The following is a 25,150-nucleotide window of genomic DNA, read 5'->3' on the forward strand; positions in this document are numbered from 1 at the left end:
CGATCGTGCCGCGCGCCGCGCGGCCGTTTCCGAACCTGTCTCCCAAACGATATGAACACTCCCGCTCCTACCGGTTTCCGTTGCGGCATGATCGCGATCGTGGGCCGCCCGAACGTCGGCAAGTCGACGTTGATGAACGCACTCGTCGGCCAGAAGATCAGCATCACGTCGCGCAAGGCGCAGACGACCCGCCACCGCATCACCGGCATCAATACGTTCGACGACGCGCAATTCGTGTTCGTCGACACGCCGGGCTTCCAGACCCGCCACAGCACCGCGCTGAACCGTTCGCTGAACCGCGCGGTCACGTCGACGCTCACGTCGGTCGACGTGATCCTGTTCGTGATCGAGGCCGGCCGTTTCGGGCCCGACGACCAGAAGGTGCTCGACCTGATCCCGCCCGGCATGCCGACGCTGCTGATCGCGAACAAGATCGACCGCGTGACCGACAAGGCGTCGCTGTTCCCGTTCATGCAGCAGATGAGCACGCTGCGCGAATTCACCGAGCTCGTGCCGCTGTCGGCGCAGCGTCCGGAAGACATCAAGCGCCTGCTGGACACGATCAAGCCGTACCTGCCGGAAGGCGAGCCGATTTACGGCGAGGACGAACTGACCGACCGCAGCTCGCGTTTCCTCGCCGCCGAAATCCTGCGTGAGAAGGTGTTCCGCTGGACCGGCGACGAACTGCCGTACACGAGCACCGTGCTGATCGACAAGTTCGAGGAGGAAGGGCGCCTGAAGCGCATCTTCGCGACGATCCTCGTCGAGCGCGATTCGCACAAGGCGATGGTGATCGGCAAGAAGGGCGAGAAGCTCAAGCAGATCAGCACCGAGGCGCGGATGGACATGGAGAAGCTGTTCGACGGCCCCGTGTACCTCGAGACCTTCGTGAAGGTGAAGAGCGGCTGGGCCGACAACGAGGCGGGGCTGCGTGCCTATGGGTACGAATGACGCACTGACGTCGACCGAAGACGCGGTGACGGCCGGCGCGAACGACGCGCCGTTGCCGGCACCGCCCGAACCGCCGCGCAAGGCGCGGCGCGCGACGTCTCGCACGTCCGATTTCCGCGTCGCCGAGCAGCCGGCGTTCGTGCTGCACAGTTATCCGTATCGTGAAACGAGCCTGATCGTCGACGTGCTGACGCGCGATCACGGCCGGCTCGCGCTCGTCGCGAAGGGCGCGAAGCGCCCGCACTCCGCGCTGCGCGGTGTACTGCAGACTTTCCAGCCGCTGCTGCTGTCGTGGTCGGGCAAATCCGAGGTGCGCACGCTGACGGGCGCCGAGTGGGTCGGCGGGATGCTGCCGCTCGGCGGCGACGGGCTGCTGTGCGGCTTCTACGCGAACGAGCTGCTCGTGAAATTCTGCGCGCGCGAGGATCCCCAGCCGCCGCTCTTCAACCACTACGTGCTGACCCTCACGCGCCTCGCCCACGGCGAGCCCGCGGTGCAGGTACTGCGCTCGTTCGAGCGCGTGCTGTTGCGCGAGACCGGCTACGCGATGGCGCTGAACCGCACGGTCGCGCGCCGCGCGGTCGAGCCTGACCGCCGCTACGTGTTCGATCCCGAGCGGGGCGTGCGCAACGCGGACGACGAAGTTCCGTCGCACTGGCCGGTCATTTCCGGGCAGACGTTGCTCGACATGGAGCAGGACGATTACCATCGAGCCCAGACGGTTGCGCAAAGCAAGACGCTGATGCGCTTCCTGCTGAACACCTATCTCGGCGGTACGCCGCTTGCCACGCGCCAGATCCTGATCGACCTGCAAAACCTATGAGCTTCTTCCTGACAACGCCCACCGCCATCGACCTCGGCGTGAACATCGACCACGTCGCGACGCTGCGCAATGCGCGCGGCACGACCTATCCCGATCCGATCCGCGCGGCGCTCGCCGCCGAGGAAGCCGGCGCCGACGCGATCACGCTGCATCTGCGCGAGGATCGCCGCCACATCGTCGATGCGGATGTGCGCAAGCTGCGCCCGCTGCTGAAGACGCGCATGAATCTCGAATGCGCGGTGACGGCCGAGATGCTCGATATCGCCTGCGAAGTGCACCCGCACGACGCGTGCCTCGTGCCCGAGAAGCGCGAGGAACTGACGACCGAAGGCGGGCTCGATGTCGCCGGCCGCTTCGAGGCCGTGCGTGCGGCGTGCAAGCAGCTTGCCGACGTGGGCGTGCGCGTGTCGCTGTTCATCGACCCGGACGAGACGCAGATCCGTGCCGCGCACGAAGCAGGCGCGCCGGTGATCGAGCTGCATACGGGCCGTTATGCCGAAGCGCACGACGAAGCCGAGCAGCAGCGCGAATACGAGCGCATCGTCGCGGGCGTACAGGCTGGTGCGCAGCTTGGCCTGAAGGTCAATGCCGGTCACGGGCTGCACTACACGAACGTGCAGCAGATCGCCGCGATCGACGGCATCGTCGAGCTGAACATCGGCCATGCGATCGTCGCGCACGCGATTTTCGCGGGCTGGGACAACGCGGTGCGCGAAATGAAGGCGATCATGGTCGCCGCACGCGTTGCCGCGCTGCATGGCGGCGCGCGTTGAAGATGAAAGGCCGCTGCGCATCGCACGTCATGCGTGACCCGGCTCAGCCGGGCCACACCGGCGCGTACTGACATGGCGATCTACGGCATCGGTACCGACATCGCGCAGGTGAGCCGCGTCGCGGCCGTGCTCGAACGCACGGGCGGCCGGTTTGCCGAGAAGGTGCTGGGCCCCGACGAGCTGCGCGTGTTCCATGCGCGCCGCGCCCGCTCCGAGGCGCGCGGCATCGCGTTCCTCGCGACGCGCTTTTCCGCGAAGGAAGCGTTCTCGAAGGCGATCGGGCTCGGCATGCACTGGCCGATGACGTGGCGTGCGCTGCAGACCCTCAATCACCCGAGCGGCGAGCCGTACGTGGTCGCGTCCGGCGAACTGGCCGAATGGCTTGCCGCTCGCGGCATCACGGCACGCGTGACGGTCAGCGACGAGCGCGACTACGCGGTGTCGTTCGTGATCGCCGAGACGGACGCCGCGCCTGCCCCTGTTTCCCGAACCTCCTCCTGACGGAATTCCCGATTCGATGAAAACGACTCCCGGCCCGGTCATGCTCGACGTCGTCGGCACGGCCCTGTCGCGCGACGATGCGCGGCGCCTCGCGCATCCGAATACCGGCGGCGTGATCCTGTTCGCGCGGCACTTCCAGAACCGTGCGCAACTGACCGCGCTGACCGACTCGATCCGCGCGGTGCGCGAAGACATCCTGATCGCAGTCGATCACGAAGGCGGGCGCGTGCAGCGTTTCCGCACCGACGGCTTCACCGTGCTGCCCGCGATGCGGCGCCTCGGCGAGCTGTGGGATCGCGACGTGCTGCTCGCGACGAAGGTCGCGACGGCCGTCGGCTATATCCTGGCCGCGGAATTGCGCGCATGCGGGATCGACATGAGTTTCACCCCCGTGCTCGACCTCGATTACGGGCACTCGAAAGTGATCGGCGATCGCGCGTTCCATCGCGATGCGCGCGTCGTCACGCTGCTCGCGAAGAGCCTGAACCATGGGCTGTCGCTCGCCGGGATGGCGAACTGCGGCAAGCATTTCCCGGGGCACGGTTTCGCGGAGGCCGACTCGCACGTCGCGCTGCCGACCGACGACCGCACGCTCGATGCAATCCTCAAGCAGGACGTCGCGCCTTACGACTGGCTCGGCTTGTCGCTGTCCGCGGTGATTCCCGCGCACGTGATCTACACGCAGGTCGACAAACGGCCGGCCGGTTTCTCGCGCGTGTGGCTGCAGGACATCCTGCGCGGGCGGCTCGGCTTCACCGGCGCGATCTTCAGCGACGACCTGTCGATGGAAGCCGCGCGCGAAGGCGGTACGCTCACGCAGGCGGCCGACGCCGCGCTCGCTGCCGGCTGCGACATGGTGCTCGTCTGCAACCAGCCGGACGCGGCCGAGGTCGTGCTGAACGGGTTGAAGGCGCGGGCAACGGACGAGTCGGTGCGACGCCTCAAGCGGATGCGCGCGCGCGGCAAGGCACCGAAGTGGGACAAGCTGATCGCGCAGCCCGAATACCTGCAGGCGCAGGCGTTGTTGAGCAGCGCACTGGCATGAGTGGGGAGGGGATGGCGCGACGTGTGCCATTCCCCGGTCGCCGAAACAAAAAGCCGCGCAACTGCGCGGCTTTTTCATGGGTTACTGCAAGTGCGAAACGGGTAGCGTCACGAGTCAAGCGGGCCGGGACGGTGATGCTCTTGGCGCAACTAACGGTCTGACTCCGCCAGTGCCTGCAAGCATCGACGCCCGCTCAGTTCACCTTCATTCGCTGCAGCTTGTTGTACAGCGTCTTCGGGCTGATGCCGAGCAGCGTGGCCGCGCGGTGGCGCGTACCGCCGACCGCATCGAGCGTCGCGCGGATCAGCAGATCCTCGACGTCGGACAGCGGCGTGCCGACCTTGATCTGCACGCTGCTGCCGTTCAGCGCGGCGCCGGCCGAGAAACTCGGCTCGCCCGCGCGCAGCGTCTCGATGAAATCACCCGATGCGTCGTACGCGAAGCGCACGCGTTCCTGCAGTTCGCGCACGTTGCCCGGCCATTCGTAGGACAGGCATTCGCGCACGAAGCCCGGTGCCGCGCGCTTGTCGGTCGTGCTGCGGCCGGTTGCGCGCGCTTCGCGGTTCAGCTCGTCGATCAGCGCGTCGCCGATCGCGAGTGCATCGCCGTCGCGCTCGCGCAGCGGCGGCATCGTGATCGACGCCGCGTCGAGGCGCAACCACAGATCCTCGCGCAGCGTACCGTTCGCGACCGCTTCGCGCGCCGGGCGGCGCGTGGTCGCGATCAGCCGGAAATCGCTCGTGATCGAACTCGTGCCGCCGATCCGCATGAAATTCTGCGAATCGAGTGCATGCAGCAGCGCTTCCTGCAGCACGAGCGGCAGCGCGGTGATTTCGTCGAGGAACAGCGTGCCGCCGCCGGCCTGCTCGAACAGGCCCGATTCGCGGCGCTCGGCGCCGTCGAACGCGCCGCGCTCATGGCCGAACAGTACGCTGTCGAGCGATGCGCCGTGCCGGCCGGCCTGCGCGATCGTCCTGCAGTCGAACGACACGAACGGCCCCTTGCGGCGCCGGCTCAGGTCGTGCAGCGTGCGCGCGGCCAGCTTCTTGCCGGTACCGGCTTCGCCGGAGAACAGGACGGCCGTTTCGGTGCGCGCGTTGTGCTCGATCATGTCGTACACGTGCTGCATCGCGTCGCTGCGGCCGACCAGTGCGCCGAAGCGGCCGAGATGGCGCAGCGATGCACGCAACGACTGCACTTCGTCGATCAGTTCGTAGGGGCGGGGGATCCGCGCGAGCAGGCTGCGCAGGCGCGGAATGTTGATCGGCTTCAGCAGGTAGTCCCAGATACCGTGACGCAGGCCCTCGATGGCGCTCTCGACCGTCGCATTGCCCGTCAGCACGATGACGGGCAGCGAGCCGTTCGGCTGTTGCTGCGGCAGGTGCTGGAGCAGGTCGAACCCGCTGCCGTCCGGCAGGTTCAGGTCGACGAGCACGACATCGGGAATCGAGCGGCCGAGCGCCGTGCGCGCTTCGGCGAGCGACGTGGCCGTGTCGACCGAGAAGCCGTCCGCGGCGAGCAGCGCGGTGAGGCCGGACAGACTGTTGGGATCGTCTTCGACAATCAGGGCGTGTGGCATGGTGGACGCGAGTCGAGTCAAGAGAGGCGGGCTGTCGGTCATCGGGGCCGCAGCCGCATGTCAGATTAAAAACTGATTTTATGCCCCGCTGAACGCGTAACGAGCATTATTTCTCCGGCGCTATAAAACAGTTACCGATGATACAAATTGAATATCTTTACCGGTGGATTTTGTGCTTTACATGAGCCTCGCCTGCGCTCGCTTGTTGGCGCCGGACAAACAAAAAGCGCCCCGAAGGGCGCTTTGTTCGATGCGGGCATCGCTGGCGATTACGCGCGGCTGCGGTATTCGTTCGTGCGCGTATCGATTTCGATCTTGTCGCCGGTGTTGCAGAACAGCGGCACTTGCAGTTCGAAGCCCGTTGCGAGCTTGGCGTTCTTCAGCACCTTGCCCGACGACGTGTCGCCCTTGACTGCCGGTTCCGTGTAGGTGATCTCGCGAACGAGGACCGTCGGCAGTTCGACCGAGATCGCCTTCTCGTTGTAGAACACGACTTCGCAAGCCATGCCGTCTTCGAGGTAGTTCAGCGCTTCGCCCATCATTTCGGCTTCGACTTCGAACTGGTTGTAGTCGGCGTCCATGAACACGTACATCGGGTCGGCGAAGTACGAATACGTCACTTCCTTGCGGTCGAGCACGACGACGTCGAACTTGTCGTCCGCCTTGTAGACCGCTTCCTGGCCTGCATTGGTCAGCAGGTTCTTCATCTTCATCTTGACGACGGCGGAGTTACGGCCCGACTTGTTGTATTCAGCCTTGGCGATGACCCATGCGTCGCTGCCGATCTGCACGACGTTGCCTACGCGGAGTTCCTGTGCGGTTTTCATAAAAAACTGTCCTGATCAAATCAAATAAATAGGTGCCTGAGCGTTGCACAACGGGTGAGGCGCCAAGCAGACGCGTTCCGGTGGGCGCCAAAAGCAAGCGCTTGCACGGTCGGCCGTCGGATAACCGCTTATTTTAACTGAGATTTTGCGTATTCCGCCAGCTTTCCCGTGAGATCGCCGACGGCCGCGAGCGCATCGGCCCAGCGGGCCGCGTTGGCGTCCAGTGCGGCGCGGTGCTGCCAGAAATCCGCCCAGTCGGGCGTGCCAACGCCGTTCCACGCATGCCAGAACCGCTCGAGCGCCGCGCGCGGCGCGTCGGCGAGGCCGGCCGACAGGTGCGCGAGCGCGGCGTCGAGCTTCGGCAGGTGCACGTCGTCGGCCTGCGGATAGATGTGCCACACGAACGGCTTGCGTGCCCACTGCGCGCGGACGAAAGAATCCTCGCCGCGCACGAAATTGATGTCGGCTACCCACAGCAATGGATCGTAGTCAGCCTGGGGGACGAACGCGAGCCCGTGAGCCGTCAGGTTGCCGCTGTGCGCATGCGTGCCCGCGTCGAACGACTCGACCCCGAAAAAACGCGCGACGGCAGGCGACACGCGGCCGGCCGGCACGAGCGCGACGACCGGCGACGGGCCGTCGCGCCACTGCGCGAGCAGCGCGTCGACGGCCGGATTCTCGTACGCGAACAGGCTGACGACCGTCGTGCCGGCGGCCGGCGGCGCGCCGCCGGTCGCGCGCCGCCACCATGCGTCGCGCGCCGCCGCGTCGGCTTCGAAGGCCGTGCGGCGCGAATCGAGGTCGTGCTCCTTCAGGACGCCGCCGGTGCCGGCCGACAGGCCGGGGAAGAAGAACGTCTTCAGCAGCGGGTAGCGCGGATGCGGCGACGGGCGCAGATGGAAGTCGGCGACCCAGTCCTCGGCGCTCAGGTATTCGAGGTTGATCCACACGGGGCGGCGCGCGCGGCGCGCCATCGCCGCGAGATACGCGCCGGGCAACTCGCACGCGAACGCTTCGATCACGATATCGGCGATCTCCAGCGCGTCGCCGACTTCCGCATGCCAGTGCTCGACCACGATCGTGTCGACCGTCTGCCGACCCGCGTCGGGATCGACCCCGGGCAGCAGGCGCGAGAACGTGCGCAAGTCGTCGATGAACAGGCGAACCTGCCAGCCGTGCTCGTGCGCGAGCTGGCGCGCGAGGCGCCAGCAGACGCCGATGTCGCCGAAATTGTCGATCACGGTGCAGAAGAGGTCGCAGGCGATCGGTTCGCCCGGCGCGGCGGGCAGGGGGGCAGCGGTGGTGCGTGGCATCGAAGCAGGCCGGTGAATGCTCTAAACTGGCGATTCTAATAGACCCGTTCCGCGTTACAAGGCGCCCGGATCACGCATGACATCCCCTGAAGCTTCCGATACCCCGTTCGAACCGAAGAAGATCCTTGCGCAGTTGCCGCACATGCCGGGCGTCTATCGCTATTACGACACGACGGGCGCCGTGCTCTATGTCGGCAAGGCACGCGACCTGAAGAAGCGCGTATCGAGCTATTTCACGAAGACGCAGCTGTCGCCGCGCATCGCGATGATGGTCACGCGCATCGCGCGCATCGAGACGACCGTCACGCGTTCGGAGGCCGAGGCGCTGCTGCTCGAGAACAACCTGATCAAGGCGCTCGCGCCGCGCTACAACATCCTGTTTCGCGACGACAAGTCGTATCCGTACCTGAAGCTCACCGCACACCGCTTTCCGCGCATGGCCTATTACCGCGGCTCGGTCGACAAGCAGAACCAGTATTTCGGGCCGTTCCCGAGCGCCTGGGCCGTGCGCGAGAGCATCCAGATCCTGCAGCGCGTGTTCCAGTTGCGCACCTGCGAGGATTCGGTCTTCAACAACCGCACGCGGCCGTGCCTGCTGCATCAGATCGGGCGCTGCACGGCGCCGTGCGTCGGCGCGATCTCCGACGAGGATTACGCGATCGACGTGTCGAACGCCGCGCGTTTCCTGCTCGGCCGGCAGTCCGAAGTGATGAAGGAGCTCGAGCAGAAGATGCACGCGTTCGCGTCCGAGCTGAAATTCGAGCAGGCGGCGGCCGTGCGCAACCAGATGAGCTCGCTCGCGACGGTGCTGCACCAGCAGGCGATCGAGGTCGGCAGCGACAGCGACGTCGACATCCTGGCGGTGGTCGCGCAGGGCGGGCGCGTGTGCGTGAACCTTGCGATGGTGCGCGGCGGCCGGCATCTCGGCGACAAGGCGTATTTCCCGACGCACGTCGAAAGTGCGCTGACGCTCGCCGAAGGCGGTCTCGGCGACGAGTCCGAACTGGCGGAGGCGGCCACCGTGCCTGCCGACGCACCGGCCGACGCATTACCCGACCTGCCCGCCGAAGAATCCGGCCGCGCGCGCGGCGACGCGGCGGCGTCGGTCGAGGCCGAAGTGCTCGATGCGTTCATCGCTCAGCACTATCTCGGCAATCGCGTGCCGCCCGTGCTGGTCGTGAGCCATGCGCCCGCGAGTCGCGACCTGCTCGAGTTGCTGTCCGAGCAGGCCGGCCACAAGGTGTCGCTGGTGCGGCAGCCGCAGGGGCAGCGGCGCGCGTGGCTGTCGATGGCCGAGCAGAATGCGCAGATCGCGCTCATGCGCCTGCTGTCCGAGCAGGGCTCGCAGCAGGCGCGCACGCGTGCGCTCGCGGAGACGCTCAGCTACGAATGCGACGATCTCGCGACGCTGCGGATCGAATGCTTCGACATCAGCCATACGATGGGCGAGGCGACGCAGGCGTCGTGCGTCGTCTACCACCATCACAAGATGCAGTCGGGCGAGTACCGCCGCTACAACATCACCGGGATCACGCCGGGCGACGACTACGCGGCGATGCGGCAGGTGCTCACGCGTCGCTACGAGAAGATGGTCGAGCAGGCGGCCCAGGCGGCGGCTGTCGACGAAGCGGCCGGCATCGACGGCGAGTCGACGCGCCAGGCCGAGGCGTCGAGCCTGCTGCCGAACATCGTGCTGATCGACGGCGGCAAGGGTCAGGTCGAAATCGCGCGCCAGGTGTTCACCGAGCTCGGCCTCGATACGTCGATGCTGGTCGGCGTCGCGAAGGGCGAGGGGCGCAAGGTCGGCCTCGAGACGCTCGTGTTCGCGGACGGCCGCACGCCGCTCGAACTCGGCAAGGAGAGCGCCGCGCTGATGCTCGTCGCACAGATTCGCGACGAGGCGCACCGCTTCGCGATCACCGGCATGCGCGCGAAGCGGGCGAAGGCGCGCCAGACGTCGCGGCTCGAGGAGCTCGAGGGCGTGGGCGCGAAGCGCCGGCAGCGGCTGCTCGCGCGGTTCGGCGGGTTGCGCGGCGTGGTGGCCGCGAGCGTCGAGGAACTCGCGAGCGTCGAGGGCATCTCGCACGCGCTCGCCGAGCAGATCTACAAGCAGCTTCACTGACGCGGCCGTGCGGCCGGCTGCCTCGCCAGCGTTCTTGTGGCAGGCCGGTCGACACGGCACAATTGCGAATCCTTTACTGTCCCGCATGCCATGCCGTTCAATTTCCCGATTTTCCTGACGTGGGTACGGATCGTGCTGATCCCGCTCGTCGTCGGCGTGTTCTATCTGCCGGACACGGTGATGGGCGGCGCGCACCGCAACCTCGCGGCAGCGGCGATCTTCATTCTCGCGGCGCTGACCGACTGGTTCGACGGGTTTCTAGCCCGCAAGTGGAACCAGACGTCGTCGTTCGGCGCCTTTCTCGATCCGGTCGCGGACAAGCTGATGGTGACGGCGGCGCTGCTGATCCTCGTGCAGATTTCGCGCGTCGACGCGGCGATCGCGCTCGTGATCGTCGGCCGCGAGATCGCGATTTCGGCGCTGCGCGAATGGATGGCACAGATCGGCGCGTCGAAGAGCGTCGCGGTGAACCAGCTCGGCAAGTTCAAGACCGCATGCCAGATGGTCGCGATTCCGATGCTGCTGTTCTACGGGCCGCTGCCGCTCGGCATCGCCACGATCGATACGCGCGTATGGGGCGAGTGGCTGATGTATCTGGCGGCGGTGCTGACGATCTGGTCGATGCTGTACTACATGAAGCTCGCGTGGCCGCAAATTCGCGAGCGCGGCGGCGCGTGATGCGTGTCACGCGTTCGGTCGAGCAGGATTTTTGGAAAAAGGGCTGGAAAAGCCCTTGACACACGAATGTGCCTTCGACATAATCTCGCTTCTCCGCTGCACGACGAAGTAAGTGTGTGACGGGGAAGCAGTAGCGCAGCAGCATGCGGGAGTAGCTCAGTTGGTAGAGCGCAACCTTGCCAAGGTTGAGGTCGCGAGTTCGAGACTCGTCTCCCGCTCCAGATTTTTTCTGGCAGCGTGTAGTACGGCAAAGCGCTGCAGATGCAGGACACATGCGGGAGTAGCTCAGTTGGTAGAGCGCAACCTTGCCAAGGTTGAGGTCGCGAGTTCGAGACTCGTCTCCCGCTCCAGATTTTTCTGGCAGCGTGTGGTACGGAAAAGCGCTGCAGGTGCAGGACAATGCGGGAGTAGCTCAGTTGGTAGAGCGCAACCTTGCCAAGGTTGAGGTCGCGAGTTCGAGACTCGTCTCCCGCTCCAAGTAATGGGGAAGCCACGCTTCCCTTTTTATTTGATGGACCTCCGGTCCTCGAATAAAAAATCTGTCGCTTGCCTCACGGCATCCGGACAGTCCGCTTTTGGCGCGATAGCAAAGCGGTTATGCAGCGGCCTGCAAAGCCGTTTAGGCCGGTTCGACTCCGGCTCGCGCCTCCAAGTAAGAAGAGAAAAAGCCCTGAGAAATCAGGGCTTTTTCTTTTTTCGGCTCTACTTTCATTCTTGTAAGAAAGTCGCCTAGAGTGGTACAAAGTCGCCTCTAACCACTCAAGAAACACGCGCAACCACGCCTAAGTCGGCTCTTTGGCCGTATAGGCGAGTTGGCGCACCAGCACATGGCGACCAAGCGACTACGACCCTCCGGAACGTGGGAATACATCATCCGACGTTCGAAGCTTCTCCCAAAGCCACTTTCCCTGACGTTCCAGTCCGAAGAAGAGGGTGATGCGTATGCCGCTCGCCTTGAGCAGCTACTCGATGCCGGTATCGTGCCGGCGGATGTCGTGGAGCAACGCGGTGGGATTGCAACAACGCTGGACGCCGTCCGGGAGTATTTGCGCCGCGTGTCGGTGCCTGATTCCGATGTCCAAGTGCTCAATACGCTGCTCGGAGGCCGACTCCCATCGAAGGCGCTCTCCACCGTAGACTACGATTGGGCGGAACGATGGGTGACAGCTATGAAACGCGAGCATCATCTGTCGCCATCAACGATTCGCCACAATGTCGGGGCACTCGCTCGTTGTTTCGATTGGGTAGTTAGGTCGGGCACCCCGATGCTTGCCATCAATCCACTTCGATTGCTACCGAAGCGCTACGCGACTTATACCGATGAGGATCGGCTTGCGGTTGAGGTGCAGGACCTCGCTGCAAAGGACGATATCCATCGTGATCGTCGGCCAAGTCCGGAAGAACTCGATGAAATTCGGCGCGTCATGGCCGGAGGGAAGCCGATGGGGCGCGAAAGGGCTCTGGAACTGCCGTATCGGCCTGCGCTTGTGTTCTTGTTCGAGCTGGCGATCGAATCTGCGATGCGCATGCGGGAGATGTACACACTAGATGTCAGGCAGTTCGACGTTATGCACCGGACGGCCGCCCTGGAGCGGACCAAAAACGGAAGCAAGCGCGCGGTTCCCCTTACGACGGTTGCAATCGACGCCTTCGAGCGCTATGCCGCAGCAGTAAACGATCTCGATCCGGCAATGTGTGGGTTCTCGTTTGGTAAGGGTAGACTATTTCCGTGGATGGATGAGATCGAAGATTCGATGCGCGCGAAGGGAATCACGCTGCTGAATCGAAAGGTACTACAGCGTGTGACGGTTCGGTTGTCGGGCCAATTCGGCCGAATATTCGATGCGGCTGGATGTCCGGACCTTGTTTTCCACGACCTTCGCCATGAGGCAACCTCGCGGCTTTACGAGCGCACGACGTTGTCGGATCTTCAAATTGCAAAGATCACCGGGCACAAGGACCCCAAAATGCTGATGCGATACGCAAACTTGCGTGGGTCCGATCTGGCCGCTCGCCTTTGGTGATATTTTCTGAGCAATGGTCGACCACGTCAGCAAAACCAAGCGATCTGAAATGATGCGGCTCGTACGCCGAAATGGGTCGAGCGCTGAACTAGTCGTGAGAAGGCTCGTCTGGACCATGGGTTACCGGTATCGGTTGAACGTCAAGCGCCTACCCGGTTCCCCAGACCTAGTCTTCCCAGGGCGGCGCAAAGTGATTTTTGTCCATGGATGTTTCTGGCACGGCCATCCGCATTGCTCGAAATCTCGCCTGCCTAAGACAAATATTCCTTATTGGGAAGAAAAAATACGGATGAACCGCGCTCGCGATGAGCGAGTGGCCGCGGAACTCGCGCGGGACGGGTGGGGTGTACTTGTCATATGGCAATGCGAGCAGCGCGATCCGGAGGCGCTGGCGAAGAAGGTAGAGGCTTTTCTCCGGCCAGAATAGTTGTTACATTCTGTAACGCGCAGGGGCGCGCTTAGAAAACATAGAGAGATGATATTGCTATGACAATACGAACCGCCACTTTCGATCCGGCAAAGCGGTTTTTTGTTGAAATGCTGACGCGCGACATTGAGTTGCAGGATGCGATTCTCGATTTGCTTGACAACTGTGTAGATGGGGCGATGAGATTGAACGATGGGCAATCGGTCGACGGCCTCAGACCATACGAGCGGTACGAAGCTCGTATTAGCTTCGATGCATCCCATTTTTCAATTTCCGACAACTGTGGCGGAATCTCCATGGCGCTCGCTGAGAGGCAGGCCTTTCGCTTGGGGCGCCCAGGTGACCGTGAAAACGAAGATCTTCCTACGGTCGGCGTCTACGGCATCGGAATGAAAAGAGCCATCTTCAAAATGGGTGAGGAAGCCACCGTGCGCAGCCGCACTCACGATGGAGAGCAGTTTTGCGTCGAAATTACACCGGCCTGGCTCCGGGATGACAAGAGTTGGAATCTTCCGATTATTGAAGAATCTGGTAAATTGGATGCACCCGGGACATCCATTGTTGTGCGTCAACTAAGGGATGGCATTGCGCGACTATTTTCGAACGAAACAGATTTTGAAGGTGCTCTGAAGAAAGCTATTGCGGCGTATTATGGATATATAATAGAGAAAGGATTTTCTGTATATGTAAATAATGAAGAAATTCAACCCAATCAAGTGTCTTTAATGTTTAACAGAGAGACCTTTGATACGGAAACGCCCGGTATGGCACCTTATGCATATCGATCGGAGATCGACGGTGTTACTGTCCAACTTGCGATCGGAATGTATCGAGCGCTCCCGGACGAGGAGGAAGAAAATGATGCCTTGGAAGGTAAGCCAACGAAGGAGTTGGCTGGCTGGACCATCATTTGTAATGACCGAGTCGTCCTCTACGCTGATAAATCTCGCGTGACGGGCTGGGGAGATGCGGGTGTCCCTCAATACCATACGCAATTTGTATCGATCTCGGGTATCGTGGTATTTAAGAGTAATGACGCTAGCAAGCTACCCTTGACCACCACCAAGAGAGGGATTGACGGTAATTCGGAGTTGTATCTCGGCGTAAAAGAATACATGCGAGAGGGGTTGAAATTATTTACGGATTTTACTTACAAATGGAAGCGTGCTAGTCCGGAGCGCACCGCTCTTAAAACAGCCACTGAAGCCATTAGCATTCAAGATATCGCGACATTGGTGCCGGAATCGCGTTGGAATGCCGTTCGTCGTGGTGGAGGTGGGGAGAGATTTAAGCCTACGTTGCCGATGCCGAAAGAGGATGATCCGTCACGGCAAATTCGATTCAGCAAACGTGTGAGCGAAATTCGCAAAGTGAGTGAATATCTTTTTGGCGATGAGGATGTTCCCGCTGGCGATGTTGGTGCGAAATGCTTTGACGAAATGATGAAGAAGGCGAAAGTATGAGTGCGGGCGGATCCATACCTTACCATCTGCGCCAAAATAAGGCGATCGAGAGAAATTTGTTTATTGATCTCTTGTCGAGAGTTGGTCGATATCGGAACATATCCGACTACGCATATGTGGGATTCGGTGGTCCGTTCCTCGAAGATTTTAAATATTTGCACTCGACTCTGCGCCTGACTGACATGACATCGATCGAGATCGATATTAATGTCTTTAATCGACAAAAATTCAATAAGCCGATTTCTTGTGTAAAGCTCGTTAATCAGTCGAGTAGCGAATTTTTGACCGATCACAGTTTCATAAAGCCGAGCGTCGTCTGGTTCGATTATGCTCGCCCCTCCGATCTGGGTTTGCAATTGGCGGAGACGCAGAATCTCGTGGCTAAACTCGGCGAAGGTGATATATTTAAAATTACGCTCAACGCGACGCCCGAAACTCTTGGTAGTCCGCCGCGTGGGGAAGACCTTCGAGAGTTTCGTCGCGATAAAGCGTCGATTCGTTTAGGGCAATATGGGCCGGTTGAGATTACGGTCGATGATGTTACTAACGCAAACTATCCGAAACTCCTTCTTGCAGCCCTTAAAAGTGCTGCCCGTCAAGGAGTGCAAGGCAATCGGAGAGTGTATGTACAGCCGCTGTCTTCGTTCCTATATAGAGATGGACAGCAAATGCTTACGGCAACAGGAATTCTCTTATCGCCGACCGACAAGGATAAATTTTTGCGCGAAACAAGATTGGAGCATTGGAAGTTTCATGATTTCGAATGGGATGTGCCTAGATCCATCAGCGTACCCGAGATGTCCGTGAAGGAGCGCCTCGCTGTCGAATCATATTTGCCCGAGTCGCCGAGCAAATCGATCATTGACCAGATGGGCTATCATATTGGAAATGACGAAGACGAGGCGCTCGGGCTGATGGAGAATTTTTCCGAGTTCTATCGGATGTTCCCGTGGTACTCAAAGGTTGTGATGTGACTAAGAGCGGAGTGCGGTGAGGACCTGCTCAGCGACTACAGGACTAACGCTGTTGCCGATTTGGCGGAAACTATGCCATTTGGTAGGGTGGAATGTGAACCAGTCGGGAAAGCCCTGTAGTCGCGCTGCCTCGCGCGGAGTAATTACTCGTGGTGCCAAGTAATGAATCGGGCGAATCGCCTGAAAGCTGCCTTTGTCTTTACCAGTGCCGGCCCTCAGTGTGGGGCAAAATCCATTCGCCGACAAACGTATTGCTTTCGATACCTTATCGGCTTGTCCCGGCTCAAGCGCATCAAACCGGGAGACTACATGCGGTAGATGGTGTGTGCCAAGAAAACCCGAAACTTCACCGTATTTGAAAAAACGTTCAAGTGAATGTGGGTCGCCGACACCCTTTGGAATTCGTGCGAGTAGAGTCGAGACGTAATCGCTCCTGCGCCCGGGCGTGAGCCGCTGCCAGCTTTCCGATTCGCTTTGCCAATTAGGATCGACGTCGACCATCAAGCCTGAGAGCGCTTGGGCAACCACAACGTGCTTGGTGCTTGCATGAGGTTTAAAATCATTGACAGTTAATGTGCGACCAAACCGCTCTCGATCATAGCCTATGAAAAAGTAGCGCGTGCGTGTTGTAGGTGCACCGTACTCATTAGCTTTTACAAGAACTGGGCCGATCATTTCGTAATGTTGACGTACTTTGGCGAACGCGTTTTCGCGAATAGCGTCATACCGATCATCCATGATGCCAGGGACGTTTTCGGCAATAAAAAAGCGCGGCCGGCATTCACTGACCAATCGAAAAAAATGATCGAAGAGGTTGTTGCGTGGGTCTGCAATGTCGCGACGCCCCATCGAGCTAAAGCCCTGACACGGTGGGCCGCCAATAAGGCCGTCGAGCTGACCGGGAACGAGCTTGGCAAGCGCTAGGAGCTGATCGCCGGACAGCGACGCGACATCGATGGCAGCATGAACGGAAGTTGGGAAATTTCGCGCGTGAGTCGCGATCGCATGCTGGTCAAGCTCTATAGCAGCGGCGACGCGGAAGCCAGCAAGTGATGCTCCAAGGCTCAGCCCGCCGGCACCAGCGAAAAGATCGATTACGACAGGACGGTCATTCATTTTATTATCGAAGTATACAGTTTGCGGTATTTTAGACGAAGCTGACCGGCGCGGCTCGCTTAGGTTGGCTGCTTGGCGCAGGCTGGGGTTGATCAGGCAGGCGCGGCAGTGGTCTGGCGGGGCGGCCCCGTTTGTGTTCTGGGGCGCTTTGCAATTGGCGAGTAATCGCCGCGTGCGCCCGCCGGTCAGTTTCTGCGGCGTCCGGGCTCACGCGCCCTTCCAGCCGTTCGAGCGTTTGCTTGTGTGCCTGCTCCCGCAGAAACGCGACGACATCGTCTTCGAGGAACACCCATGCACGACCGATCCGCGCGCCGACGATGTCACCTTGCTGCGCGAGCTTCATCGCCGTGGTGCGATCGACCTTGAGGAAATCCGCGCATTCTTGTAGATCGAACGTTCTCACGCAATGCCCCCTGCGGCTCGATCGGCGCGTTCGATCTCGGCGAGGATCAGTGCAGCGGCTTTCACGAGATCGCGACGTGGCGTGGTCGGTTTGAACGAGCGCTGTGCCCATGAGCTTGGCCAGTAGTATGCGGCTGTATCAAGATCCCAACCGGCGGCAGACAGAGCATACGCGACCGCTGCTTCAGGCAATTCGCCTGCTGTGTATTGATCGTCACTGGTTGGCCTCCGGCGTTCTACGGCAATTTGTCGGTTGCGCTCAACGAGCACATCGCGGGCAGCGGCGGTCCGTGTTACTACAGCGTGCGGTTCCGTGCGGTCGGGATAGATTCTGCGTAGCGATCGCGTGATTTGCTCGATCGCGTGGCGCGTCGGGCGGCTAGATTCACCGTAAATTCGCAACGCCCCCTGGCGCGCGGATTCAATTGCCCCGTGGAGTCGTGCAGCCCGGACGTCTAGCGCAGCAAGTGCCCACGATGCAACGTCGTCGGTCGAGCGCGGCCGAGCGTCCGAATAGTGCTCAGTCAGGTACGCTCGTAAGCGTGCCGTCGACGCATTTTTCGTCAGCGTATCGGCGCAGTGCATTTGGGTACCTGTCATTGTCATTCTCCTGTGGAGGTAGCGGGCAGAGCGCGGGCGAGTTGCATCAAGCCGGTTTCCAGCGTGATCCCGGCGGTTGCTGCCCAGGTGCGCGCGTCCTGCGCGGTTTTGTGGCGAGCGAACGACCCGATCTCGTCGGCCATCAGGTCCAGCAACTCGACGTCGGCCGCGTGCGAAATTTCGGTGATCAACGAGCGGATCTCGATGCGAAGGGCGTCGAATCGCGCGAGCCTGCCTTGGCGGGCGTCCGCCAAGGCTTCGTTCATCTGGATAGGTTTGCGCCGCGCGAGCGGCGCTTCGTCTTTCTGGATCGCTTTCGCGGGCGTCAGCCCGTCGTTGTGCGACTGCATCGAAGCGCCGTTGACGCTTGCCAGTGCGATAGCCGGGCGCTTCTTCGCGTGTTCCCGCTTTCGCGGCAGCGGACGTGGGGTAGAAAGGGCCGGGTGCGGGGTCATTGGGCGACCTCCTGCAAGGCAGCATGCTTGGCCGCAAGCTCGGGCGTCCAGTCGGGATCGGGCATGGTGTACAGCTTATCGAGCCATTGGTTGACGGATGCTGCTGCCTTCGATTTGGCCCGCCCGCCGTGGTGCATCAGGCGAGTCAGATCGGACGCGGCCGAGCGAATAGCTTGCATGCGGGTCGGGAATATCGCCGGCGTATCCCGCATCGACGGGTAGTGGTCGCCGAACCCGTACGTCGGTGCGATGTTCATTTCGAACGAATAGATCCACGCGCCTTCTTCGGGTTGCGCGATGTAGATGCTGGCGGGGATCAGACCTGAACCAGTCGCCTTCGGTGCGTGAAGCTTCTCGCAGTCCTCAAACACGCCGTTCGGGTTTGGCGTGTGAATCGCAGGCGTTCTCGCGCGCTCCGGAAGATCGAGCAGGTCTTCCATGCCGATCAGTGCGCGATGGACGCCCTCGATCGTGCCGAGCGAAAGTTTTCCGAAGCCGGGATCGTGCAAGACAGACTGCAGGGCCTGAAAAAGTTGCTTTGCCCGCGCGTCGTTGATCTTCGCTGTTTTGGGGGCCGCCGGCTCGGAAGCCTTTGTGTCGCCGGTGAGGTGCTTCTTCGTGACCTTCGCCTTGCCAGCTTCCTTGGCTTTCGACAGACCTGACTGGATGCGTTCGAGCGCCTTGTCGCCGCCGTGCGCGCGGATCTCTTCGATCGCGAGGGTGCCTGCGATCGTGCCGCTGCGGACAAGGTCGTGGAGCTCGGCCGGGGCTTTCTCCAGGAGCGCGGCGTCGCGAATCGACTGCTCGGAAATATTGAGTCGGGCGCAGATCGTTTTGGTGTCGAGTCCGTGAATGTCACGCAGTTCGGCGATCGACATCGCGAGATCGAGCGGCGACGACGGCTTTGATACGTTGCTCACGTAGCCGTCGACCACCATTTCCGATCGTTTCACATCACGCGAATCACGGACAACGATCGGAATTTTTCCGAGGTCTTTCCCGGCCTTGATCGCTGCTCCGGCCGCGAGGTAGCGATGCTGGCCCTTGTAGACGTAGAAATAATCCTTGCCGTCGACCTTGCGCGCATAGCAGTGCAGCGGGGAGCCTTTGTCGTACCCGTTCTGCATCATGAGGGCGGTCAATTCCTTGACCCACTGCGGATCGACCGGACGGACGTTGTCGCGAGGGTCGTAACGCAGCGCTTCATACGGCGTCATCCACAGGTCGGCGGAAGTCGCGCCGGCCGCGGCCGCCGCCGCCTTCGTGTTCCCGGTCTGGATAGGCGCGGTCAGGTCGAGCTGTTGCGTGCAGTCGCCCATTACGCAACCTCTTGCGTTGCCGCCGCCCGCGTCTTGCCCCGCTTTTTCGCTTTATCGATCGCCTTCGACGCCTCGACATCCGCTGCGCGCTTGGCGTCGCGCAGGCGCTTGATTGCGTCGGCGCAGTTGCCTTCGTCCGGAATCGAGATCTGCCTGTGGGCGATCTCTGTGCCGTCGAGGATCAAATATTCCGTATGCACGCTGTCCGGCAGTGGGCGGCGTCCGACTACGTACTTGCCGATCAGAATCGGGGTCGACGGGCGACGTGCGTTCCGGTCGTATCGCGTGATGGTGTGAAGTGAGAGGGTATCTCGACGTTCGACATCGAAGAGAGGTTCGGCTTTGACTTTAATGCGCGGCATGACGGTCTCCATGACGCCGGGGCCGCTCGCCCCGGCAATGTCGGGGCGATTTAGACGGTGACGTGGTAGGCGGTCGTCGGAGCGACGACAGGATCGTCCTGGAACACGTTCACGACGACAAACAGCAGAGCGGCGACGACCGTCCAGCGGAAGATCTTCGATTTTTCAAAGTTGCTTTGGCGAGCGGGTTCGGACGGCGTGACGCGGAGCGTGCATTCCTCACGAAGCCATTCGTGGCGGTCGGTGGACTGATGGTCGAGCATTTTCATGGGCTTCTCCGAAGGCTGCGCAAGCGGCAGCGATGAAGCCGAATGTTAGGCATTCCTTTGTCGCTGTGCAATAGGAATGCCTAACTATTTTTTCGTAACGTTGCCCTTTGCTCGTGAGTGGGCCCGGGAGAATGCCGTGAACCTTGCTGAAAGGTGTTGTATTCCTCCGACCAAATACTGTATGTTCATACAGTAGTTAAGCGAAAAGATTGCCGAGGGAGGTTGTTGCGGGGATATGTCAACAGGGGAATTGCGCTGCAAACCGGGCGATGTGGCGATCGTCAGTCGATGCCGAAACCGGTCGCGTATCGGCATGCTAGTACGGGTCATCGGCCCGCATGGCAGCGATGACTTCGATTGGGATGTTGAGATTCTTGGTGGCCCGATCAGAGGGCGCGGGATACGTTCAGGGTGCGTCGGAACGCACCGCAGAGCCGCTGTATTCGACTGGAACCTTACCCCTCTTCCGGGTCAGGTGCATTCAGATCGAGAAGGTCATCGGACTGCTGTCCGCGTAGATCTTCAAACACCCTGAGGGTTTCGAGCAGCGCGATAAATGCTGTCGGTGGCAATCCAACCTTGTCTGCTTTGGCGAGTGCGTCGACCAGCGTCTGAGCATGCGCGCCGAGCATCTCCTGTCTTTGTGGGGCCGGCGCATTGGCTCGACGCACCATCTGACCTTCCCCAGTGGCGAGCCACCACGGGTCAACGTTCAGGAATTCGGCCGCGAGCAGCAAGTTCGCGCCCTCCATCTTTTTGGTTTTCCCGCTTAACCAATCGCTGACCGAGGGCGCTCGCACTCGGCATGCTCGCGCCAGATCTGCTGCCTTTTTCTCAGGCGGCAACTTCATTGCCTGTTCCAGGCGTTCGGCTAGTGTCGTCATTAGGAAAGCCTAACTGAATGGGCATAAGGAATGCCTTGCTTTTCATGTAAGGAGCGCCTAACATGGCGGCATGAATACGCTCCCGAATCGAGACCCGCACGCGTGCGCCGTGATCGATGCATTCGGCGGAACGGCCGCGACTGCCCAACTGTGCGAAGTCCGGATGCCGTCCGTATCCGAATGGCGTCGGAACGGCATTCCGCGCGCGCGTTTGTTGTTCTTGAAGCTCGCGCGTCCTGACCTGTTTGCTTCTCTGGGCGCGCACGACAACTCGTCGTCGCCCCCCATCGACGCGTGACCGCCGTAGTTACGCACCTCATGAGCTGGATCTTAGTTGCGACGGTGTGCGCGCGACAGGATGAAAGTCACTCTCTACCAATCTCCCGCTATGACCTGCCGATACGACAGTACCGAATGGCTGGACGTGCTTTATACGTCCGTTCGCAACACACCCGGCGGTGTCGCCGACGCGGCGAACCACCTCACGATCAGGCGCGGTAAGAACATCACGCCGGAATCGCTTCGCCTTCGCTTGCGTGGTGTCGGCGACAGTCGCTTGTCGATGGAAATGTTCGAGTTGCTGATCGAGTGGATGCAGGAAAAGGCAGACGGCGAGGCGTACGCGCTCGACGCGCTTCATGCATTGAATTCGCGATTCGGTTTGGTGGCCGAACACGTCGACGACCACGCCGCAGACGACGCCAGCGAACCCGGCACGCTGCGTCTCGTTTCGACTGCGCTGCACCTGCAGGCGCACGTCGGTCTTGTTGCGGATGACGTGACACGCGCGCTGGCGGATCAGCGGATCGACGATCAACACGCCGAGAAGATCATCGCGACCGGCCGCAAGGGCCAGCGTCTGTTCCAGCGTTTGATTCACGCTGCTCGCAACCTCGCCGCGCGTCGACGCCGTCGTCATGGAGCGGTTTAAGCCCGGCATGGGGTGCTGTCGTCCCGACCGTGAGCATATCGGCCTTTGCTGCTCGCCTGAGCAGCAATTGGCATGCGCTGTCACGACGCTCGCATCCCGTTTCGAATGTGCCCCCGCTGAAGCGGGGCGCTTGCTATCCGAACTGATCGCCACCTTGCCCGATCGTCTCGCTCCGATTCTCGCGGAAGCAAACGCGGCCGGGTGCGTGCGCTTGTTCATCGAGCGAGCTGCGCGCGCATGCGCGGCGCTCGCAACCAAGGCGGAACGTCACGCGTTCCGTGACCAGCTCACCAATCGTCTCTGCGCGCTGGACCTTGCCGCGTTCGACGATCTCATGTCGGCGGAGTGGCGTCGACTGCGCGGCAAATAATCGGAGACCCCTGTGAACGTGAACGGAATCAGTAGCGCATTGCGACGCGGCGCATCGCAGTACAGCCGCTCGCCGAGCGGGCGCCAGTGCTATGCCGCAGGTCGCGCAGCGTGGCGAAGCTTTTCTCACGCGGTCGAGCGCGACCGCCGTCTCGTCGAGCTGGAGGCGGCTCGGCGTGCGAGCTAATAGCGCGTAGCTCAACGAATTGTGATCTGGCCGCGACATGCGGCCAAAGTAACTTTGATCGAGGGAATTTTTGTATGGCGACACTGGACCAGATTATTCAGCAATTGCGTGCTGCGGGGCATCCCGACCTGCCCGCCGGGCATCCCATCGCGGACGGCAAACATCACCGATACGGGCCGCGCAAGAAATACTGGTATCAGCTTCGCGAAGTCATCAGCAAGGGCGCAGTAATCGGCTATGGCGGTACGTTCGGCCATTTCTCGGGCGACGATCCGGGCACCGAGCGATTCGAGTGGAGCGGCGCACCGCTGAGCGAGGAAGTGCTCGCGGAGACGCGTCGCCGGCAGGACGCCGCCGACCGTGAGCAGGCGGAGCGTGACGCGCGTCAGGCGAAGCTCGCCGCGAACCGCGCACGAGATCAGTGGAACCGCGCGGCAGAGCATGGCGAGTCGACCTATCTTGAACGCAAGCGCATCACGGCCGAAGGCGTGCGTTTCGACGCGGACGGCACGATCTTCGTGCCGATGTATCAGTACGGCGATGACGCTCGGCTCGTCGGTCTGCAGAAGATTACGCCGGACGGCGCGAAGCGCTTCAACAAAGGCATGGAAAAGAAGGGCGCGTCGTATCTGCTCGGCGAGGTCGGCGCAGACGATCAGATCGTGCTAGTCGCCGAAGGCTACGCGACCGCGCGCTCGATCCGCATGGCGATCGACGAGGCGTTCGCAGTCAATGTCTGCTTCGACGCGGGCGGCATCCTCCCGGCCGTGCGCTACCTGCGTGCGACGTATCCGGATGTGCACGTGCTGGTCTGCGCCGACGACGATTGGAAGATCGAGCAGCGCATGCGCGACTGGCTCGCCGACGAGTTCGCTTTTCGGGGTGAACTGGTGTTTGGCGCCGAACCGGTGCGGATCGAGGCGAAGAACACCTGGTACATGGTCGCAGTGTCACGCCGTCGTGACGACAATGGCGTGCCGTATGTCGAGGTGAGCTACGGAAACGACGTGATGCCGTTGCGCCGTAAGCGTTTCGAGAACACGGGCCTGAAGCGTGCGTACGAGGCGGCAGCGACGGTCGCTGACGTCAGCGTCGTCTATCCAGCATTCGCCAATCGCGGCGAGCGCAAGCTGACCGATTTCAACGACCTGCACGTCGAAGAGGGCTTCGAGGCTGTCCAGGCGCAGGTGCAGGCGGCGATCTTGCGCGTCATCGCGCCAGCGAACGAAGAGATCCGACCGGCGACGGTTGCGGTGTCGACCGCGGACGACACGCCGACGAAATCCGCCGCGACGTCCGCTGCCGCGAAACAGCCGGAATGGGATGGCCGCGAGGCAGAGAACGGCGCGCACACGTGGGAGCAGGATCTCGCGCGTTCGGACAAGGGCACGCTGCTGCCGACGCTCGGCAACGTGCACATGATCTTGGCGAATCACAAAGCGTGGCAAGGCGTCATCGAGCAGGACGACTTCGGTGGCCGCGTGATGAAGCGCAAGGCACCGCCGTTCCGGCAAGGCGTGAAGGGCGAGTGGACTGACATGGACGATCAGCGCTGCGCGCTTTGGTTGTCGCAGCGCTACGGCCTCTCGGTGCGCACCGATATCGTGATGAACGCCGTTCTGTTGGTGGCGGACGAGAAGCACTTCCATGACGTGCGCGAATACCTCGAAGGGCTCAAATGGGACGGCGTGTCGCGAGTGCGATCGATGCCGTCGACCTACCTGCGTGTCGCCGACAGCGAGTATGTGCAGCTCGCGTTCATGAAATGGATGATCGCCGCCGTCGCGCGCGTGATGGAGCCGGGCTGCAAGGTCGACAACGTCCTGATCCTCGAAGGCAAGCAGGGGCATCGCAAATCGACGGCGCTGAAGGTGCTGGCCGGCGCTTCGTGGTTCACGGATACGCCAATCCAGATCGGCAACAAAGACACATACGCGGTGCTGGCCGGGAAGTGGGTGATCGAGCTGGCCGAGCTGGACTCGTTGAACAAGGCCGACTCGTCGGCGGTGAAGAGCTTCTTCGCGACGGCCGTCGACCGGTTCCGCAACTTCTACGGCAAGCGGGCGACCGACGTCCCGCGTCAGTGCGTGTTCGCCGGCTCGGTCAACTTCGACACGTACCTGAAAGACGAATCGGGCAACCGGCGTTACTGGCCGCTGCGTGTCGGCGGGCTGGTCGACATCGACGGCATTGTGTCCGTTCGTGATCAGCTCTGGGCGGAAGCCGTGCACCTGTATCGCTCGGGCGTCGTGTGGCACGTCGAAGAGCATGAGCGCCCGCTGTTCGAGATCGAGCAGGCGGAGCGCTACGAAGGCGACGTGTACGAGGACAAGATCGCCAAGGCCCTGGAATTCGTCTCGCGCACGACGATGGAAGAAATCCTCGCGGACATCCTGAAGCTCGATACGTCGAAATGGACGCTGGCAGAGCAGCGACGCATCGGCAAGGCGTTGAAGTCGCTTGGGTGGGTGCGCAAGCGCGAGTCGACCGGATCGCGGGGTTGGTACTACGTGAAGGAAGAGCAAGAGCCGGAAGCGGAGCGCGAACTGGTCGCAGCGGGTGATGACGACAGTCCGCTGTGATCGCGTGGCGCGCTGTGCCTGCACGGTAAGCGCGCCACATGCCCCGTCTTGGCGCGCTGTGGACGTCCCATGTCCCAACGTCCCAAGGCGCGGTCTCGGGCGCGGGTGCAGGGGCGCGACATGCGCGACGTGAGCGGCGCATGTCGCATGTCGCAGGCGCGCACCCCTGCAAGC

At 61.8% G+C, this 25,150-nt stretch carries 26 protein-coding genes and 4 tRNA genes; 19 read left to right on the forward strand and 11 right to left on the reverse strand.

What is annotated here, in order from left to right; genetic code table 11:
• Window positions 1-51 precede the first annotated feature (51 nt).
• The 5 genes from era (at window position 52) to nagZ (ending at window position 4,093) form a co-directional block, all read left to right on the forward strand.
• Entirely contained in the window at window positions 52-951 is a 900-nt protein-coding gene (gene era / locus DPV79_RS05100; RefSeq protein ID WP_027788003.1) for a GTPase Era, read from the forward strand.
• Complete coding sequence (gene recO, locus DPV79_RS05105; RefSeq protein WP_021159687.1) at window positions 938-1,774, forward strand: DNA repair protein RecO; 837 nt, start codon at window positions 938-940, stop codon at window positions 1,772-1,774. Before era ends, recO begins: the two co-directional genes overlap by 14 nt.
• Window positions 1,771-2,547 (forward strand): pyridoxine 5'-phosphate synthase, encoded by a 777-nt coding sequence (gene pdxJ, locus DPV79_RS05110; protein WP_113044928.1) that lies wholly within the window; start codon window positions 1,771-1,773, stop codon window positions 2,545-2,547. Before recO ends, pdxJ begins: the two co-directional genes overlap by 4 nt.
• A gap of 72 nt (window positions 2,548-2,619) precedes the next feature.
• The gene (acpS, locus tag DPV79_RS05115) at window positions 2,620-3,048 is read left to right on the forward strand and encodes a holo-ACP synthase (RefSeq protein WP_059681836.1); all 429 of its coding nucleotides are present in this window, start codon (window positions 2,620-2,622) and stop codon (window positions 3,046-3,048) included.
• A gap of 16 nt (window positions 3,049-3,064) precedes the next feature.
• Window positions 3,065-4,093 (forward strand): beta-N-acetylhexosaminidase, encoded by a 1,029-nt coding sequence (gene nagZ, locus DPV79_RS05120; protein ID WP_021159684.1) that lies wholly within the window; start codon window positions 3,065-3,067, stop codon window positions 4,091-4,093.
• A 193-nt stretch (window positions 4,094-4,286) separates the two neighbouring features.
• Here the strand turns inward: nagZ and DPV79_RS05125 are convergent, their stop codons facing one another.
• The 3 genes from DPV79_RS05125 to earP form a co-directional block, all read right to left on the reverse strand.
• Window positions 4,287-5,672 (reverse strand): sigma-54-dependent transcriptional regulator, encoded by a 1,386-nt coding sequence (locus DPV79_RS05125; RefSeq protein ID WP_027788001.1) that lies wholly within the window; start codon window positions 5,670-5,672, stop codon window positions 4,287-4,289.
• A gap of 269 nt (window positions 5,673-5,941) precedes the next feature.
• Window positions 5,942-6,499: an elongation factor P gene (gene efp / locus DPV79_RS05130; protein WP_011351421.1), complete on the reverse strand. Its 558-nt coding sequence runs from the start codon at window positions 6,497-6,499 to the stop codon at window positions 5,942-5,944.
• A gap of 128 nt (window positions 6,500-6,627) precedes the next feature.
• Window positions 6,628-7,812: an elongation factor P maturation arginine rhamnosyltransferase EarP gene (earP, locus tag DPV79_RS05135; RefSeq protein WP_113044929.1), complete on the reverse strand. Its 1,185-nt coding sequence runs from the start codon at window positions 7,810-7,812 to the stop codon at window positions 6,628-6,630.
• Window positions 7,813-7,888: 76 nt separating this feature from the next.
• Between earP and uvrC the strand changes: the two genes are divergently transcribed.
• From uvrC to DPV79_RS41970, 10 genes are all read left to right on the forward strand, one after another.
• Window positions 7,889-9,934: an excinuclease ABC subunit UvrC gene (gene uvrC, locus DPV79_RS05140; RefSeq protein WP_113044930.1), complete on the forward strand. Its 2,046-nt coding sequence runs from the start codon at window positions 7,889-7,891 to the stop codon at window positions 9,932-9,934.
• A gap of 90 nt (window positions 9,935-10,024) precedes the next feature.
• Complete coding sequence (gene pgsA, locus DPV79_RS05145) at window positions 10,025-10,612, forward strand: CDP-diacylglycerol--glycerol-3-phosphate 3-phosphatidyltransferase (RefSeq protein WP_021163085.1); 588 nt, start codon at window positions 10,025-10,027, stop codon at window positions 10,610-10,612.
• Between the two features lie 145 nt (window positions 10,613-10,757).
• Window positions 10,758-10,833 (forward strand) — tRNA-Gly (locus tag DPV79_RS05150).
• Window positions 10,834-10,886: 53 nt separating this feature from the next.
• Window positions 10,887-10,962, forward strand: a tRNA-Gly gene (locus DPV79_RS05155).
• 51 nt (window positions 10,963-11,013) lie between these two features.
• A tRNA-Gly gene (locus tag DPV79_RS05160) sits at window positions 11,014-11,089 on the forward strand.
• Between the two features lie 100 nt (window positions 11,090-11,189).
• Window positions 11,190-11,263 (forward strand) — tRNA-Cys (locus DPV79_RS05165).
• Window positions 11,264-11,439: 176 nt separating this feature from the next.
• The gene (locus DPV79_RS05170) at window positions 11,440-12,636 is read left to right on the forward strand and encodes a site-specific integrase (protein ID WP_113044931.1); all 1,197 of its coding nucleotides are present in this window, start codon (window positions 11,440-11,442) and stop codon (window positions 12,634-12,636) included.
• Window positions 12,637-12,649: 13 nt separating this feature from the next.
• Window positions 12,650-13,063: a very short patch repair endonuclease gene (locus DPV79_RS05175; RefSeq protein WP_113044932.1), complete on the forward strand. Its 414-nt coding sequence runs from the start codon at window positions 12,650-12,652 to the stop codon at window positions 13,061-13,063.
• A gap of 59 nt (window positions 13,064-13,122) precedes the next feature.
• The gene (locus DPV79_RS05180) at window positions 13,123-14,526 is read left to right on the forward strand and encodes an ATP-binding protein (RefSeq protein WP_113044933.1); all 1,404 of its coding nucleotides are present in this window, start codon (window positions 13,123-13,125) and stop codon (window positions 14,524-14,526) included.
• Window positions 14,523-15,500 carry an O-methyltransferase gene (locus tag DPV79_RS41970; RefSeq protein WP_133295614.1) on the forward strand — a complete coding sequence of 326 codons (978 nt, stop codon included), beginning with the start codon at window positions 14,523-14,525 and terminating at the stop codon, window positions 15,498-15,500. Before DPV79_RS05180 ends, DPV79_RS41970 begins: the two co-directional genes overlap by 4 nt.
• Here DPV79_RS41970 and DPV79_RS05185 read toward each other — a convergent pair whose 3' ends face one another.
• The 8 genes from DPV79_RS05185 to DPV79_RS05220 form a co-directional block, all read right to left on the reverse strand.
• Window positions 15,501-16,616: a DNA cytosine methyltransferase gene (locus tag DPV79_RS05185; protein ID WP_113044934.1), complete on the reverse strand. Its 1,116-nt coding sequence runs from the start codon at window positions 16,614-16,616 to the stop codon at window positions 15,501-15,503.
• A gap of 31 nt (window positions 16,617-16,647) precedes the next feature.
• On the reverse strand, window positions 16,648-17,019 hold the full coding sequence (locus DPV79_RS05190; RefSeq protein WP_113044935.1) for a helix-turn-helix domain-containing protein: 372 nt from the start codon (window positions 17,017-17,019) through the stop codon (window positions 16,648-16,650).
• A complete protein-coding gene (locus DPV79_RS41975) occupies window positions 17,016-17,618 on the reverse strand; it encodes a hypothetical protein (protein WP_133295615.1) in 603 nt (200 codons plus the stop codon). Before DPV79_RS41975 ends, DPV79_RS05190 begins: the two co-directional genes overlap by 4 nt.
• 2 nt (window positions 17,619-17,620) lie before the next feature.
• Entirely contained in the window at window positions 17,621-18,073 is a 453-nt protein-coding gene (locus DPV79_RS05200) for a hypothetical protein (RefSeq protein WP_244321712.1), read from the reverse strand.
• Entirely contained in the window at window positions 18,070-19,392 is a 1,323-nt protein-coding gene (locus DPV79_RS05205) for a pyridoxal phosphate biosynthetic protein PdxJ (RefSeq protein WP_113044938.1), read from the reverse strand. The genes DPV79_RS05200 and DPV79_RS05205 overlap by 4 nt, the downstream gene beginning before the upstream one ends.
• Window positions 19,392-19,754, reverse strand: coding sequence for a beta-hexosaminidase (locus tag DPV79_RS05210; protein WP_113045048.1), 363 nt, complete (start codon window positions 19,752-19,754; stop codon window positions 19,392-19,394). The genes DPV79_RS05205 and DPV79_RS05210 overlap by 1 nt, the downstream gene beginning before the upstream one ends.
• Before the next feature lie 50 nt (window positions 19,755-19,804).
• Window positions 19,805-20,023, reverse strand: coding sequence for a hypothetical protein (locus DPV79_RS05215; RefSeq protein ID WP_113044939.1), 219 nt, complete (start codon window positions 20,021-20,023; stop codon window positions 19,805-19,807).
• A gap of 455 nt (window positions 20,024-20,478) precedes the next feature.
• Entirely contained in the window at window positions 20,479-20,907 is a 429-nt protein-coding gene (locus DPV79_RS05220; protein WP_113044940.1) for a transcriptional regulator, read from the reverse strand.
• 109 nt (window positions 20,908-21,016) lie between these two features.
• On the opposite strand from DPV79_RS05220, the gene DPV79_RS05225 reads away from it, so the two are divergent.
• From DPV79_RS05225 to DPV79_RS05240, 4 genes are all read left to right on the forward strand, one after another.
• Window positions 21,017-21,205 (forward strand): hypothetical protein, encoded by a 189-nt coding sequence (locus tag DPV79_RS05225; protein ID WP_113045049.1) that lies wholly within the window; start codon window positions 21,017-21,019, stop codon window positions 21,203-21,205.
• Between the two features lie 90 nt (window positions 21,206-21,295).
• The gene (locus DPV79_RS05230; protein ID WP_113044941.1) at window positions 21,296-21,838 is read left to right on the forward strand and encodes a phage regulatory CII family protein; all 543 of its coding nucleotides are present in this window, start codon (window positions 21,296-21,298) and stop codon (window positions 21,836-21,838) included.
• Window positions 21,825-22,208 carry a hypothetical protein gene (locus tag DPV79_RS05235; protein WP_113044942.1) on the forward strand — a complete coding sequence of 128 codons (384 nt, stop codon included), beginning with the start codon at window positions 21,825-21,827 and terminating at the stop codon, window positions 22,206-22,208. Before DPV79_RS05230 ends, DPV79_RS05235 begins: the two co-directional genes overlap by 14 nt.
• A 260-nt stretch (window positions 22,209-22,468) precedes the next feature.
• Window positions 22,469-24,976 carry a virulence-associated E family protein gene (locus tag DPV79_RS05240; protein WP_113044943.1) on the forward strand — a complete coding sequence of 836 codons (2,508 nt, stop codon included), beginning with the start codon at window positions 22,469-22,471 and terminating at the stop codon, window positions 24,974-24,976.
• Window positions 24,977-25,150 lie beyond the last annotated feature (174 nt).

Source organism: Burkholderia reimsis, from assembly GCF_003294055.1.
GTDB classification, from domain to species: domain Bacteria; phylum Pseudomonadota; class Gammaproteobacteria; order Burkholderiales; family Burkholderiaceae; genus Burkholderia; species Burkholderia cepacia.

Coding starts and splice junctions, on each gene's coding strand:
- era (WP_027788003.1), top strand. CDS start 52: ATGAACACTCCCGCTCCTACCGGTTTCCGTTGCGGCATGATCGCGATC.
- recO (WP_021159687.1), top strand. CDS start 938: ATGGGTACGAATGACGCACTGACGTCGACCGAAGACGCGGTGACGGCC.
- pdxJ (WP_113044928.1), top strand. CDS start 1,771: ATGAGCTTCTTCCTGACAACGCCCACCGCCATCGACCTCGGCGTGAAC.
- acpS (WP_059681836.1), top strand. CDS start 2,620: ATGGCGATCTACGGCATCGGTACCGACATCGCGCAGGTGAGCCGCGTC.
- nagZ (WP_021159684.1), top strand. CDS start 3,065: ATGAAAACGACTCCCGGCCCGGTCATGCTCGACGTCGTCGGCACGGCC.
- DPV79_RS05125 (WP_027788001.1), bottom strand. CDS start 5,672: ATGCCACACGCCCTGATTGTCGAAGACGATCCCAACAGTCTGTCCGGC.
- efp (WP_011351421.1), bottom strand. CDS start 6,499: ATGAAAACCGCACAGGAACTCCGCGTAGGCAACGTCGTGCAGATCGGC.
- earP (WP_113044929.1), bottom strand. CDS start 7,812: ATGCCACGCACCACCGCTGCCCCCCTGCCCGCCGCGCCGGGCGAACCG.
- uvrC (WP_113044930.1), top strand. CDS start 7,889: ATGACATCCCCTGAAGCTTCCGATACCCCGTTCGAACCGAAGAAGATC.
- pgsA (WP_021163085.1), top strand. CDS start 10,025: ATGCCGTTCAATTTCCCGATTTTCCTGACGTGGGTACGGATCGTGCTG.
- DPV79_RS05170 (WP_113044931.1), top strand. CDS start 11,440: ATGGCGACCAAGCGACTACGACCCTCCGGAACGTGGGAATACATCATC.
- DPV79_RS05175 (WP_113044932.1), top strand. CDS start 12,650: ATGGTCGACCACGTCAGCAAAACCAAGCGATCTGAAATGATGCGGCTC.
- DPV79_RS05180 (WP_113044933.1), top strand. CDS start 13,123: ATGACAATACGAACCGCCACTTTCGATCCGGCAAAGCGGTTTTTTGTT.
- DPV79_RS41970 (WP_133295614.1), top strand. CDS start 14,523: ATGAGTGCGGGCGGATCCATACCTTACCATCTGCGCCAAAATAAGGCG.
- DPV79_RS05185 (WP_113044934.1), bottom strand. CDS start 16,616: ATGAATGACCGTCCTGTCGTAATCGATCTTTTCGCTGGTGCCGGCGGG.
- DPV79_RS41975 (WP_133295615.1), bottom strand. CDS start 17,618: ATGACAGGTACCCAAATGCACTGCGCCGATACGCTGACGAAAAATGCG.
- DPV79_RS05200 (WP_244321712.1), bottom strand. CDS start 18,073: ATGACCCCGCACCCGGCCCTTTCTACCCCACGTCCGCTGCCGCGAAAG.
- DPV79_RS05205 (WP_113044938.1), bottom strand. CDS start 19,392: ATGGGCGACTGCACGCAACAGCTCGACCTGACCGCGCCTATCCAGACC.
- DPV79_RS05210 (WP_113045048.1), bottom strand. CDS start 19,754: ATGCCGCGCATTAAAGTCAAAGCCGAACCTCTCTTCGATGTCGAACGT.
- DPV79_RS05215 (WP_113044939.1), bottom strand. CDS start 20,023: ATGAAAATGCTCGACCATCAGTCCACCGACCGCCACGAATGGCTTCGT.
- DPV79_RS05220 (WP_113044940.1), bottom strand. CDS start 20,907: ATGACGACACTAGCCGAACGCCTGGAACAGGCAATGAAGTTGCCGCCT.
- DPV79_RS05230 (WP_113044941.1), top strand. CDS start 21,296: ATGACCTGCCGATACGACAGTACCGAATGGCTGGACGTGCTTTATACG.
- DPV79_RS05235 (WP_113044942.1), top strand. CDS start 21,825: ATGGAGCGGTTTAAGCCCGGCATGGGGTGCTGTCGTCCCGACCGTGAG.
- DPV79_RS05240 (WP_113044943.1), top strand. CDS start 22,469: ATGGCGACACTGGACCAGATTATTCAGCAATTGCGTGCTGCGGGGCAT.